General features: G+C 43.5%; 12 protein-coding genes. 7 read left to right on the top strand and 5 right to left on the bottom strand.

From position 1 onward, the window contains the following. The 3 genes from AYJ08_RS13785 to AYJ08_RS13795 form a co-directional block, all read right to left on the bottom strand. A partial coding sequence (locus tag AYJ08_RS13785) for an O-methyltransferase (protein WP_197490666.1) occupies positions 1 to 381 on the bottom strand: 381 nt, incomplete at its 3' end. A gap of 230 nt (positions 382 to 611) precedes the next feature. Then, complete coding sequence (locus AYJ08_RS13790; RefSeq protein WP_064018211.1) at positions 612 to 1,970, bottom strand: TrkH family potassium uptake protein; 1,359 nt, start codon at positions 1,968 to 1,970, stop codon at positions 612 to 614. 146 nt (positions 1,971 to 2,116) lie between these two features. Then, positions 2,117 to 2,836: a 3-ketoacyl-ACP reductase gene (locus tag AYJ08_RS13795; RefSeq protein WP_064018212.1), complete on the bottom strand. Its 720-nt coding sequence runs from the start codon at positions 2,834 to 2,836 to the stop codon at positions 2,117 to 2,119. 214 nt (positions 2,837 to 3,050) lie between these two features. Here AYJ08_RS13795 and AYJ08_RS13800 point away from each other — a divergent pair, with 214 nt between their 5' ends. The 3 genes from AYJ08_RS13800 (at position 3,051) to AYJ08_RS13810 (ending at position 6,280) form a co-directional block, all read left to right on the top strand. Then, entirely contained in the window at positions 3,051 to 3,743 is a 693-nt protein-coding gene (locus AYJ08_RS13800; protein WP_064018213.1) for an SDR family oxidoreductase, read from the top strand. A gap of 383 nt (positions 3,744 to 4,126) precedes the next feature. After that, entirely contained in the window at positions 4,127 to 5,002 is an 876-nt protein-coding gene (locus AYJ08_RS13805) for a LysR family transcriptional regulator (protein WP_003338822.1), read from the top strand. A 72-nt stretch (positions 5,003 to 5,074) separates the two neighbouring features. After that, positions 5,075 to 6,280, top strand: coding sequence for an MFS transporter (locus AYJ08_RS13810; RefSeq protein WP_064018214.1), 1,206 nt, complete (start codon positions 5,075 to 5,077; stop codon positions 6,278 to 6,280). Positions 6,281 to 6,398: 118 nt separating this feature from the next. Here AYJ08_RS13810 and AYJ08_RS13815 read toward each other — a convergent pair whose 3' ends face one another. Together AYJ08_RS13815 and AYJ08_RS13820 are read right to left on the bottom strand one after the other, a co-directional pair. Next, a complete protein-coding gene (locus tag AYJ08_RS13815; RefSeq protein WP_064018215.1) occupies positions 6,399 to 7,115 on the bottom strand; it encodes a response regulator transcription factor in 717 nt (238 codons plus the stop codon). Positions 7,116 to 7,120: 5 nt separating this feature from the next. Further along, the gene (locus AYJ08_RS13820; RefSeq protein ID WP_082890960.1) at positions 7,121 to 8,317 is read right to left on the bottom strand and encodes a sensor histidine kinase; all 1,197 of its coding nucleotides are present in this window, start codon (positions 8,315 to 8,317) and stop codon (positions 7,121 to 7,123) included. A 202-nt stretch (positions 8,318 to 8,519) separates the two neighbouring features. On the opposite strand from AYJ08_RS13820, the gene AYJ08_RS13825 reads away from it, so the two are divergent. From AYJ08_RS13825 to AYJ08_RS13840, 4 genes are all read left to right on the top strand, one after another. Further along, positions 8,520 to 8,936, top strand: a complete 417-nt coding sequence (locus AYJ08_RS13825; protein WP_003339765.1) for a MarR family transcriptional regulator — start codon at positions 8,520 to 8,522, stop codon at positions 8,934 to 8,936. 22 nt (positions 8,937 to 8,958) lie between these two features. Beyond that, positions 8,959 to 12,087 (top strand): efflux RND transporter permease subunit, encoded by a 3,129-nt coding sequence (locus AYJ08_RS13830; protein ID WP_064018216.1) that lies wholly within the window; start codon positions 8,959 to 8,961, stop codon positions 12,085 to 12,087. Between the two features lie 25 nt (positions 12,088 to 12,112). Next, a complete protein-coding gene (locus AYJ08_RS13835) occupies positions 12,113 to 13,363 on the top strand; it encodes an efflux RND transporter periplasmic adaptor subunit (RefSeq protein ID WP_064018217.1) in 1,251 nt (416 codons plus the stop codon). A gap of 89 nt (positions 13,364 to 13,452) precedes the next feature. After that, the gene (locus AYJ08_RS13840; RefSeq protein ID WP_157452869.1) at positions 13,453 to 13,800 is read left to right on the top strand and encodes a hypothetical protein; all 348 of its coding nucleotides are present in this window, start codon (positions 13,453 to 13,455) and stop codon (positions 13,798 to 13,800) included. Positions 13,801 to 13,863: the final 63 nt, after the last annotated feature.

Genomic DNA, 13,863 nt, shown 5'->3' on the forward strand with positions numbered 1-13,863 from the left:
TTGAAGGGTTGGGAGTGTTTCTAGTGCAGGGCCTACAAGAATGGTTACTTTTTCAGCAAGCCCCGCTTTTTTTATATTCTCTTTTGCAACCTGAGCGAATGCTGGCTCATACTCCAAGGAAATAAGCTGACCATCTTCCGGCAAGGCACGAGCAAGCCAGATACTGCTGTATCCACCAAGTGTCCCTATTTCTAAAATCTTCTTAGCGCCTCTGATTTTGGCGAGCAGGTATAAGAGCTTCCCTTGATTTGGTGCGACATCAATGGCAGGCATGCCGGCTTTAGCATTTGCTTGGAGAACTCCTTCCAGAATTGGATCAGACGGAAGTAGCATACTGTTGAAATACTGATCAACCTCAGCCCATTTGTTAGGTGCTTGCATGTCAATAATCCTCCTTTAATCTGATAACAGCCATTTCTTTATCTTTGATATGCCTCTAGTGTAATACAGGATGAAAAATAAAACGCATAAAAAGAGATTTTTTTTCGAATGGTTCGTCGAATATAGGTGAATAAGCAAAAGATCAGGATTGTCTAGAACTTCTTTGAAGATGGGAGGTACGGAAGCAGAACGACAAAAAAGGCGCTCCTTCCAAGCGCCTTTTTCTCTTCCTATTGACCAATAATCATCCGCTCTTTTGGATAATGATAACGAACAGACGGAGCATCCTTTTTTAAGAATAGTAACAGGTTGATAATCCCAATCCGTCCAATCACCATCATGATGATGAGAATGAGCTTACCAGGTGTGCTTAATTCCGAAGTAATTCCCATCGACAAGCCAGTTGTACCAAAGGCTGAACAGACTTCAAATAAAATGGCCTGTATCGATAGGTCCTCGAACCACACCATGAAAATAACTGCCGTGAACACCATGGTGATTGCGACAAAGAACACCATAAACGATTTGAAGACATCTTCCTGGACCAGCTCACGACCAAATACTTTTACATCCTTTTGTCCACGCATATAAGTATATACGGTCGCAATTAGAACGAAAAACGTAGTTGTCCGAATCCCTCCCCCTACACTGCTGGGAGAAGCCCCGATAAACATCATGCCGGATAGCATGACAAGGGTAGGGGTGGACAGTAAGCCGATATCCATCGTGGCTAAGCCGCCGCTTCGTGTAGAAACAGATTGGAACAGGGAGTAAAAAAGCGCTTCATGCCAGGTTTTATCCTGTAAAAAGGCATTCCTTTCAAAAAAGTAAAAGAGCAGTGTCCCAACCACGATTAATGTGAAGAAAGTCAAGGTTGTTACCTTTGTGAATAAGGAAAACGTAAAGCGATATTGACCTTTTCGATGAGTTGCGTAGCTGACCAGTTCTATCAGCACAGGAAACCCGATCGCTCCACAGATGATGAGGATCATATTCACGCTTTGGACGAAATAATCCCCCGAGAAGCTGAGCAGGGAATTACCAAAGATATCGAATCCAGCATTGGTAAATGCGCTAATGGAAACAAAGTAGCCATAGTAGTAGGCGGTATACCAATCAGTCTGATAGCCAGTCCAAAAAAAATAACTGCCTAGCAATAGCGTACCGATTAGCTCAATTAAGATGGTTAGCAATAAAATGCTTCGCGTTAATTTGACCAATCCCGAGAGAGTGGGACGATTGTGGTCCGTAGCAATCCATTTTCTTTGTTCTAAGCCGATTCGTTGTCCAAGCATCATCCACAAAAAGGTACCTAAGGTCATAATGCCGATTCCACCAATTTGAAAGAACAAGGTGAGTAAAATAATTCCGCTCTGATTAAACACTTCACTAATTTTGATGACGGTTAGACCCGTTACGCTAATCGCACTGGCTGCCGTAAATAAAGAATCTACAAAAGATATAGATACGCCAGGCTGGTGAAAGATGGGTAACCAGAGAAGCAATGCAGCGAGGATAACACTGCTGAGATAAAACATGACAATAATTTGTACGGAGCTTAAGCGCCGTTTTTTATAAGAGAGCAGCAACTCGCTTACCTCCTGAGTAAGTAATACAGGTAATTCTACCGAAAAACATTGTAACAAGCAAAAAGAGTTTTTAACAGGTGCAAAAAAAAAGAAGTCCTCTTTTCAGCAGACAAAGAGGGCTTCTTTTTATGAATAAATCTCTATGATTATTGTGGATTCGTGGTCCAAATTCCAGATGTTTTAATGAAGACACGCTCAGGCAAACGCAGGGTGGCTAAGGTTAGCTCTGCTACATCCTCTGGCTGCATCATATGATCCTCTGAACCGATTTTTAGACCGGCATTAACAGCTAGCTCGGTGTTGACAGTGCTTGGAGTCAGAGCTGTGACGCGAATGTTGTGTTTGCGCACCTCTTGCAATAGGGATTCGGTAAAGCCCATTACGGCAAATTTGGAAGCGCAGTACGCAGAGCCTGTTGCAAAACCGCGTTCTCCAGCAGTAGAGGCTACGTTGATGATATTTCCGCTGTTTTGAGCGATCATATCAGGCAACGCCGCATACGTCATGTAGTAGGTTCCAAACAAATTCACAGAAACGATGCGCTCCCACTCCGCTGGGTCCATGTCTGCGACTGTACCGAAAGTAGCAGTGCCAGCATTATTGATCAGGATGTCTACAGAGCCAAGCTCTGCTTTAATTTTGGCATATGCGGCTTCTACATCGCTGCGTTTTGAGATGTCAGCAGTTGCAATACTAACCGTAACACCGTAGGTTTTTGCAAGCTCAGCAGCCAACCCCTGTAGATCAGATTCTGTGCGGGCGACCAAACCTAGATGGGTTCCTTCTTTTGCCAAAGCGACGGCAATCGCACGTCCAATTCCTTTTCCTGCTCCGGTAATTAACGCTTTTTTTCCTTTAAAATCCATGTCGGCAATCCTCCCATTTTTAACTTAGTATAAATGATGATACGTAAATGCCTTTTGTTATGTCAAATTTGTAAGTGCAACTAGTTGTTATAGCTGGATAAAAAGCATGATACACTATAATCCATGAGCCCATTATACACGATTTCACATGAAGTCTTGAAGATGAATCGGGCTTAACAAGGATAGATACTGTACGAGGGAATGGTGAAAAAGTATGGACAAACAGGTTGTTGTGATTACAGGGGCAGGAAGCGGGTTAGGTGCTTCTTTAGCGAAACGTTACTCGGAGCAAGGCTTTCATGTTTGCTTGCTTGGACGAACCAAGGCAAAGCTTGAACGGATCGCTGAGCAATTGACCGGCAGCTATTCCATCCACGAAGGCGATGTTGCGAATAAACAAGCTATCATGGAAATCATGGCCTCCATTCTCAATACGTATAATAGAATTGATGTATTGATCAACAATGCGGGGACAGGAAGCTTTGATTTGGCTGAAAACCTTACCGAGGAAGCTGTTCACCAAATGATTGATATTAATCTAAAGGGAACGATTTTTAGTACTCAGGCAGCAGTAAAGCAAATGAAAGAGCAGAATGATGGAACGATTATTAATATCGTATCTACGGCCGGCAAAGTAGGAAAAGCAAATGAGTCTGTATACTGTGCCAGCAAATTTGGTGTGAGAGGCTTTACAGAGAGCTTAGCCATTGAGCTAAAAGAAACGCCTATTCAAGTAGTCGGAATTTACATGGGAGGCATGAAAACGGAATTCTGGGATGGTATTTTCACGGAAGAACGCATGAAGCACCTGATGGAACCAGATGATGTTGCTGATGTTATTATGGCAAATGTGAAGCCAAGACAACGCCTAGTGGTATCTGAAGTGGTCATTCAAAACCAAAAGTAAAATTAAGCATCCGATTGTAGTGGCGGACAAGCCTATTGTGTAAATATCCTTGTTACTCTCTTGTCTACAGGGAGAGAGCACAGGCTAATTGAGACACCTTTCATCTCTAATGAGAGAAAGCGTGTCTATTTTTTTCTCTTTTTACGACGTAATTTGCCCAGAGCATGACTGGCAATGACAGACCGTGCGTCTATTGCGCTAACCTTGATTTTACTGCGATTTTAAGTTGACGAACGTATGAACCAATCCCGATGACTTTTGTATGTGTCCTGTCATTCATAACACAAACGCATGAATATCATGCAAATACGTAAATTGAAGTCATGACAAACATGAAGTATGATACACAAAAGACAAAAGAAAACAAAACGGAGACGTAACTGATGGAATGGCAACAAATTTTATATTTTCGCAAGGTAGCACAAACACAGCACATTACACGATCGGCAGAGCTGTTAAATGTGTCCCAACCCGCCTTAAGCAGAGCAATTGCTCGTTTGGAGGAGGAGTTAAATACGCCTTTGTTTGAGCGAAAAGGGCGAAATATCGTACTGAATCAATACGGGGAGCTATTCTTAAAGCGAGTGGAGCGAGCCATTCAGGAGATAGAAGAGGGGAAGCAGGAAATTCAGGACCTGATTAACCCTGATCACGGCAAAATACAGATCGCTTTTTTACATTCCTTAGGGATTGAAGTAGTACCCGAATTTATTCGTTCGTTTCGTCTGCAATATCCACAGGTCAGCTTTCATTTACATCAAGCATCCATGGATCAGATTGTAGAACAGCTAAAAACGGGTTTAATTGATATCGCCCTGTTTTCCATGCTGGAGCCAATAGATGAGGTGCATTGGGAGCCTTTAATTACAGAGGAGCTGTTTCTCATTGTTTCCAAGACGCATCCTTTGGCGAATCGGACACAGATCGAGCTAAAGGAGATTGCCAATGAACCTTTTATTTCCTTCAAGCAGGGTTATGGTCTGCGAACCTTGACAGATACGCTTTGCAAGCAAGCTGGCTTTACTCCCGCCATCACCTTTGAAGGAGAGGAGATTGCTACAATAGCTGGTCTGGTGGCAGTTAAATTGGGAGTAAGTCTTGTTCCTGATGTAAACGTGCTGGATAAATCGAAGGTATCACTCTTACGTGTGCTAGATCCAGGCTGTGAACGAACCATTGGACTCGCATGGAAAGAAAAGCGTTATTTGTCTCCTGTTGCAAGAAGATTCATCTCGTTTGTAAAGGAGCACTATATCTAATCTGTTTGAGACATCAACAGAACCGGATAGCTACGTTTTCTAACTGAATAATAAAGAGAGAGGATTTACACCATGAGTTATATCAAGCAAGGGTCAAGCGCATTTCGCAGAACCAACATAGCGTTGTTTGCAGGAGGGTTAAATACATTTGCTATCCTGTACTGCACACAGCCTTTGTTGCCTGAATTCACGAAGGAATTTCAGGTTTCTCCAACGCTGGCCAGTCTTTCCTTATCTGTAACTACGATGGCTTTAGCCATAAGTTTGTTATTTCTCGGTTCATTGTCTGAGGCGTGGGGACGCAAACCGATTATGATGGTTTCCTTGATTGGAGCTTCGTTGTTGGCAGTGTGTTCAGCGTTTAGCTATCAATTTCAAATGTTACTGGGCATTCGTATACTGGTCGGGATGGTTCTAGCTGGGTTACCGGCTATTGCCATGGCTTATCTGGGTGAAGAAATTGACAAAAATAGCTTAGGCGTAGCAATGGGGCTGTATATAAGCGGAAATTCGATTGGCGGAATGGGCGGACGAATCATCACAGGGACGCTAACCGATTTGTTTAACTGGCATGTGGCTCTGATTGGAATTGGTGTGTTGAGCCTCTTGTGCACGATTTTGTTCTGGATTATGCTTCCGCCCTCCAGACATTTTTCACCGCGCAAACTAGAGGTAAAGACATTGGCAAAATCACTCTGGAGCCATTGTACGGACCATCGCTTGCTTTATTTATATGGACTTGGCTTTCTGCTAATGGGCAGCTTTGTGACGTTATATAATTACATCGGCTATCAGTTAGTTGAGCCGCCATATTCACTTTCGCAAACAATTGTTGGCTGGATTTTTATTGTGTATTTAGTTGGTACGTTTAGCTCTACTTGGATGGGCAAGATGGCAGACAGACTTGGGCGGGCTAAAATGCTGTGGATGTCTTTAGCTATTATGTTTGGGGGCATTGGACTTACATTGGAGCCTCATTTATTTAGTAAAATTGCGGGAATTGCAATCTTTACATTTGGTTTTTTTGGCGGGCATTCGATCGCCAGCAGCTGGGTAGGCAGATTAGCTACTCATGATAAAGCACAGGCTTCCTCCTTGTACTTATTCTTCTATTATGCTGGATCGAGTTTAGGTGGGACGTTTGGTGGTTTGTTCTGGTCGTTATTTGGATGGGCCGGAGTTGTTGGCATGATTGGAGGATTTATCGTGATTGCCTTCGTATTGCTTATAAAGCTCTCTCATGTCGAGCAGTCTCCAGCAGCATTACGCATTCAGTAATTTTTGCGTGTTGCAAAATAAAGCGTTACACAGATAAAAAAGGACGGGAACCATTGCGGCTCCGTCCTTTTCACATTTCTAACATACAGGGCACTTGTCATCTATCTCTAGATAGAATTTACTTTACCAATTTATGCCGTAGCGCTAGGACTACTGCCTGTGTCCGATCATCGACATTTAGCTTTTGTAAAATGCGATGGACATGGGATTTTACCGTACCTTCCGAGATAAAGAGATTTTGAGCAATTTGATCATTGCGAAAGCCAAACGCTAATTGCTGCAAAACATCCTGTTCTCGTTCTGTAAGTTCATCCAGCAGTACGAGAGTATGCTCTTTCAGATAAGCTTCCTGCGGTTTGTCGGCATGAGGTGTGGCGGTCGTTTCGGATTTTTGTTTCTGTAAGACCTCTGCTAATGCTTTAGCAGCCGTCGCTGTGTGAAAAGAAGCTTCTCCATTGTAAGCACGGCGAATTAAGTCTAACATCTCCTGAGAATCGGCATCCTTCAGCATATAACCAACCGCACCTGCTAGAATGCCATCCACAACGTAATCATGGTTATCGAATGTCGTTAATATAAGAACCTTCACTTTCGGTACATGTTTTACAATTTCGCTTGTCGCTTCAATACCTGTACACTTGGGCATTTGTACGTCCATGAGAATGACATCAGGCCTCAGCTCGCAAGCCAGATTGATGATCTCTTCACCATCCGCCGCTTCTCCAATAACCTCCATATCCTCCTGAACATTAATGACATACCCAAGACCCTGTCTGATCATCTTTTGATCGTCTGCCAGCATGACTCGAATCTTTTGATGTTTATAATCTACCATAGCAGCTATGTGTTCCCTTCTAAAGATGAATGATGGTAAGGAATGGTTGCAGTAATTTCAAAGCCAAATGGTTCCCTCATCTGATATGTCAGCGTTCCGTTTAATTTCGTGATACGTTCTCTCATGCCAGATAAACCAAAACCAGGTTTAACCCCTTCCTGAGAACGATTTTGGCCGTTGTCGCGAATGGCTAAAACGATGGAATCAGCCATCTTCCTAATTTCAACCCACATGGCGGTGGCATTGGAATGACGCAATGTATTCGTAATAGCTTCTTGTAAAATTCGATAAAAAACAATCGTTACCTCGTTTGTTAAATCTATCTCTTCCTCATTCGTTACAAACGAACAGGACAGGTCCGTATTTTTCTCTGTTTGCGACAAAAGAGCTTGTAATGGCGTTAAGCCAAACGTCCGCTTATCGACTGCAAGGGTATGAACGGAGCCGCGGATATCCTCCAAGCTTTGCTTCGCTACATCCAGCATATTGTTGACTGCCGTCTGTGCATCATTTGGGCCGGACTTTAACATATAGGTAAGCGCATGTAGCTGCACGATGAGAGAAGTAAGACTGTGACCTAACGAGTCATGAATATCACGCGCGATCCGATTTCGCTCCTCCAACACGGCTACTTGCAATGTATTTACAGTCATTTCCTGCAATTCATTATGTGCATCCTGCAGTTTTGTATGTGCGATTTGCAGTTCCTTTAAATGCTGTTGATTTAATTGATACGCTTCATGATGGGAACGATACCCGCGTGCACCCAGATAGCACCCAATAAAGGAAAGCAAAAATGGAGCAACATGTGTGGTATAGCTATGAGTTATCCAGATGAGTAATACACAGGTAACCACTCCAAAAAAGGTGGCTAACGGCAACGAATATTTTTTATCAATGCGCAGGCCGATAATAATCCCCAGCAGGATGATCATTCCAAACCCCTCTGGACCCAGATAAATGCCTTTAAATAGGGTAACGCCCCCGACTAGTAAAAGAATGACAGTCATTTTTATGGAGGGCAGTTGAATAGAGGAGGTCCAAAATAAGATCAAATACCCACAGAACAGTAATACGGAAAACACAAATTGTATAGGTGATTCATGATTATAGGAGTTTGGCAGCCATGTCAAAAGAGATAAGGCTAAGAACCAGACCAGTAAGAGTCGTTTGCGGAGGGCTTTTGTTATGTTATCAATCAATGTGTAGCACGCCCTTCTTCAAATTTTTCGATCGCTTGTTCACGTTCTATTGTAGCACGGGGTGTCATCTATCTCTAGATAGACGAGCCAGTGCTACGGTTTTCCATCCCTCGATAGATTTACCTATTTCAACTTGCGGCTACAATGAAACCTGTGACATTTCGTATTGCGAACAATTGACCAACGGCAGGAGGTGGCTTGGATGGAAGAGTTGATTACCATGGCGAAACTTCTCAAAGAAGCGAGTGCCCTTTTTACATGGATCACACGTGAAGAATTAGAAAGCAAAGATATCACCTGGCAGCAAGTGCTGATTCTGGAGCAAATTGTGCACGACCCGAAAACCATTGGGGAAATCAGCAAGGCGGTTAGTCTTTCGTACAGTACGGTATCTGGATTAATTGATCGCCTAGAACGAGATAACATCGTCATAAGGCTCAAGGATAAAAAGGATAAACGATTGGTTTGGGTTGCAATGTCCCCACGATTCGATCATGCGAATGAATTCGCGGGACGCCAAGCGGAAATGGAGACGTTTGAGCAACAGACGACTCAGATGATTTCATCCCTCCATGTCTTGCAAGAAATGTATACAACCAAAAAAAGAATAACTAGTTAAGACATTGGTGAGGTGAAAAAGAGTGAATATATCTGAAGTGTCGGTCAAGAGACCTGTTCTCATTATCATGTTGACCCTTGCAGTCATGATTTTTGGGATCGTTTCTCTGCCAAAATTGGCTATTGATTTGTATCCAGAGCTGAATTTTCCAGTTGCAGTTGTCGTTACATCTGTGGATGGCGCGGCGCCGAGCGAAGTGGAGAAGCTGGTAACGAAACCGATAGAAAGTGCAGTAGGAACGGTTGCCAATTTAAAGGAAGTATCATCTATTTCGATTCAAGGAGCATCACAGGTTATTCTCAGCTTTAACTGGGGGACCGATTTGGATCAAGCTACATTGGAATTGCGGGAGAAGGTTGATCGAGTGCGACAAATGCTCCCATCCTCAGCGAAATCTCCACAGGTTCTGCGGATTGATCCAAATAGCATGCCGATTATGACATTTGCCCTAACAGGCGAGGATGATGTCAACCAATTGAAGAAGGTAGCAGAGGACTCCATTCAAAACCGCTTAGAAAGAATTGATGGTGTGGCTGGAGTAAATCTGGTCGGTGGTCAGGATCGCGTGGTGGACGTAGTGCTCGACCCTGCTAAAATTTCGTCGTATGGATTGACCATCGACCAAATTCAGCAGGCGATTGCCAGCAACAACCTGTCCGGTTCAGGTGGTGCCGTACGTGAAGGAGATGGCAAATATAATATTCGAGTTCAGGGCGAGTACGATAGTGTAGCTAAAATCGGACTAACACCAATTCGCATGGGAAATGGCTCCCTTCGCCTGCAAGATATTGCTACCATCAACGATACAACGGCGAAAATCAATCAGTTCAGTTACGTTAATGGTAAACCAAGCTTAGGCATTACCATTACAAAAGCATCTGGTGGAAATACCATTCAGGTAGCGGATGCTGTTAGTCAGGAAATGAAAGAGATTGAGAAGACCTTACCTTCCCATTTACAACTAACAACTACGCTGGATTCGTCCACGTTTATTAAAGATTCAATCTACACCACAGCAGAGCATGCCTTGTTCGGTGGATTGTTTGGGATTATTATTTTGTTCTTCTTCTTAGGTAGCTTCCAATCAATGATTGTTGCGATCATCGTGCTGCCCATCTCAATCATCTCCACCTTCTTGCTGATGTATGCGACTGGTCAAACGATCAATCTGATTTCCCTATCAGGGTTGACGCTCGGACTAGGTTCACTGGTTGACTTCGCGGTCGTAATGCTGGAGAACATTTTCCGTCAAAGGGAAAAAGGGAAAGGCATGGTAGAAGCTGCGTTAGATGGTTCCAAGGAAGTGGGTACTGCTGTAATGGCTTCTGCTTTGGCGCAGATATGTGTATTCCTGCCAATTGCGCTGGTTGACGGTATTGCAGCAGAAATTTTTAGACCCCTAGCTCTAACAGTTGTGTATTCTCACATTGCCGCTTTGGTCTTTTCCATTATCCTAGTACCAATGTTAAGCTCACGGATACTCAAAAAAGTACCAGAGCATAACAAGCGGGAAGGATATCGTGGAATTAACCCGGTAATTTGGTTCAATATTGGATTTCACAAGGTAGAAAAAGGCTATAAAAGGCTGTTAGATTTTTCTCTGAATCACCGTAAAACAGTGGCGATTGTTACGGTTGCCATGATGATAGGTTCTATAGCGCTGACTCCGTTGGTTGGGGCAGAATTTATGCCATCGATGGATCAGGGACAAGTTACAATTGATATTAAGATGCCTAACGGTACTGTTTTGGAAGAAACAAAGAAGGTATCCCAACAAGTGGAAAAGATAGCGGCGCAAGTACCGGAGCTGGATATCCTGAGCACTTCGATTGGTAGCGGTGGTTCAGCGGCCGTGGCTACCTCTACTTCTAACAAAGCAACCGTCGATTTAAAACTGGTTGACGTAAAGGATCGCAAACGCTCCACTCAGGAGATAATGGCAGATTTGCGTAAGCAGGTCGCATCGATTGCGGGTGCTGAAATTAAGGTGAAAGAACAGTCTGCTGGTATGTCCACAGGCTCGCCATTACAGATTACCTTACGCGGTGATGATATCGAGGTTCTAAAAGATGTGAGCGGGATTATTAAGCAAGAGGTAATCAATGTCCCGGGAACCAGTAATGTGGTGACCACCTTAGATGATACGCAGCATGAATTTGAAGTAAAAATCGATGCAGAGAAAGCAAGTATGTACGGGCTAAGCTCTGGACAGATTTTAACGGCTGTGGGTACAGCATTTAACGGACAGACGGTGACAAAATATCGCACGGGTGATGATGAAATCAATGTGCAATTAAAATGGCCCGCACAGTATCAGGAAGATACGAATTACTTGAATAGCTTGCGCATAACTGCACCAGGCGGCGCACAGGTAGCGTTGTCTTCTGTTGCAGAGGTGACAAAAGTAGAGGCACCGCTAACGATTAATCGCTCGAATCAGACTCGTGAAGTAAAAATCACAGGTGATTTAGCAGGACGTGATTTGAATTCAGTCACTACGGATGTACAAACGAAGCTAGACAAGCTCTCCCTGCCAGATGGCTATAAAATTGAGTACGGCGGAGAGAGTAAAGATATGATGGAGTCCTTTAGTAGTCTTGGATTGGCTGTTATTTTGTCAGTCGTCCTACTTTATATGGTAATGGCGGCTCAATTTGAATCCTTATATACGCCGTTTATTATCATGTTCTCTATCCCGCCTACCTTTGCAGGGGTTATGCTTGGCCTGTTGTTTACCAATACCTCGATCAGTGTGTCCGTGTTCATTGGATATATTCTGCTGATTGGTTTGGTCGTCAATAACGCCATCGTATTAATAGATTATGCAAATCAATTGCGAGACAAAGGCATGAGTGTGAGGGATGCGATTTTGGAAGCAGGGCCTGTACGCTTGCGTCCCATTCTCATGACGACATTGACTACCATTCTAGCAATTGGTCCATTAGCTTTTGCCACAGGCTCTGGTAGTGAATCACAAGCTCCGATGGCGATCACAGTTATTTTCGGATTAAGCTTTGCTACCCTCATTACCCTTGTGTTGATTCCAGTCGTGTATACTTGGTTCGATGATTGGTCTTCTAAACGTAAACACAAGAAAGAACAAAAACGACTAAAGAAACAACAAGCAGCTATTGCGGTAGCGAAGTCGTAAAGGCGAAGAGATAGAGGAGGGGGAAATGAAATTGAAAGCAAAAACAACGATGAATAAAAAAATGATTCTAGTAGCAGCATCCGCTCTGTTCTTAGTAGCGGGATGTTCGAATCAAGCGGCAGAGAATACTCCGACAGAACAGACGGAGAGCGTAACACCGGTTCAGATTGAAATGTCTAAGCTAGGGACAGTTTCCTCTAGTGCAGGCTTTACGGCTAAATTAGCGCCTAGTCAGGATGTGCAGTTGAGTCCAAAATTGTCTGGGAAAATCACCTCCTTACCTGTTCGTTTAGGACAATATGTAAAACAAGGAGAAACTTTGTTTAGTGTAGATGAACAAGATGTGATCAATTCGATCAAACAGGCAGAAGCGGCATATCAGGTAGCGAAGGCGAATTTAAACCAAGCAGGCAATAGCTCCAGTCAAGGTCTTGAACAAGCGAAGAATAGCTTGAGCCAAGCCCAAACAGCCCTACAGGATGCAGAACGAAATCAACAGCGGATGCAAACGCTATTTAATCAAGGCGCAATAGCTCTGCAACAATATGAACAAGCAAATACACAGCTTGCTAATGCAAGAACAGCGGTTGCAAATGCGCAGGAAGGCCTGAAATCAGCCACACAAATGTCAGCAGTAGGTGTATCGGAGGCTTCTGTTAAGCAAGCGGCTGTAAGCTTAGAAAATGCTCGGACACAACTGGGGAATGCAGTAGTAAAAGCTCCTTTCAGCGGGTACATTTCCAGTGTGAATGGAGCGGTTGGACAGGTGGCTTCTCCACAAAGCCCTGTTGTCACATTAGTTAATACCAATCCGCTTGTTGTAAAGGCTAATTTGTCTGAACAGGATATTTCACAGGTGAAGGTTGGCGATGAGGTAAAAGTGAAAATCACGGCATTGGGAAAAGAAATGACAGCTAAAGTAGCAGCTGTCAGCCCGGTGATGGATCAACAGCTCAAAGCCTATCCCATCGAAATATCAATCCCTAATCCAAACAACGAGCTGAAAGCGGATATGGTTGTGAACATGAATGTATTAGGGCAACAAGGAAAAGGACAGGAAAAGGTAGTTGTTCCCCGCAAGGCCGTGTTCGATCGCGATGGGAAGCAGTATGTTTACATCGTAGAAGGCGAGATAGCAAAGCAAGTCGCGGTAACCACAGGAGAAGGTTCTAGCGAATCAATCGAAATCCTGACAGGAGTGAAGGCAGATCAACAGGTCGTCGTAAAAGGACAGACACTGTTGAAGGATGGAAGTAAGGTAACGATCCAAAAGTAAAAGTACGGATATAGACAAAAATGATCTTTAGAAAAAAGCTGTCACATTCTATTGTGCCAGCTTTTTTCATGGAAGTAGAGGGATGTAATGTGGCTAGAATCAAGCTGCTAGCTCCTGTTGAGGAGAAGGACGAGAAGCCAGTCACTTTGGAAGCGAACGCCCGAACTCCCCTGAATCAAACTCATTTCAAAAATCGTGTCACAAAAATTATTTTGCCAGCATCCTTATATTTAACTGCAATTGGTAGCATGAACTTCCGAGAAGCTACTGTACGTTTTGAAAATACTAAACTAGGCGTAGCCCAACTGGAGTATGACATAAAACAGGTTGATCCGAAAATAATCCAGAAAGCGGCACAAGAGATCAAAATTTTCACAGGCAAGACATTAAAGACGACAAAAGCGACACGCGTTAAATCAAAAATGAAAGAAGTGTAATCTTTTTTCGGTCTTAGTTGGGTTTGTAGGTGTAATGGAGCGTTAAATCATTTATACACAGAA

The sequence above is a fragment of the Brevibacillus sp. SKDU10 genome (assembly GCF_001645205.1).
GTDB classification, from domain to species: Bacteria; Bacillota; Bacilli; order Brevibacillales; family Brevibacillaceae; genus Brevibacillus_B; species Brevibacillus_B halotolerans.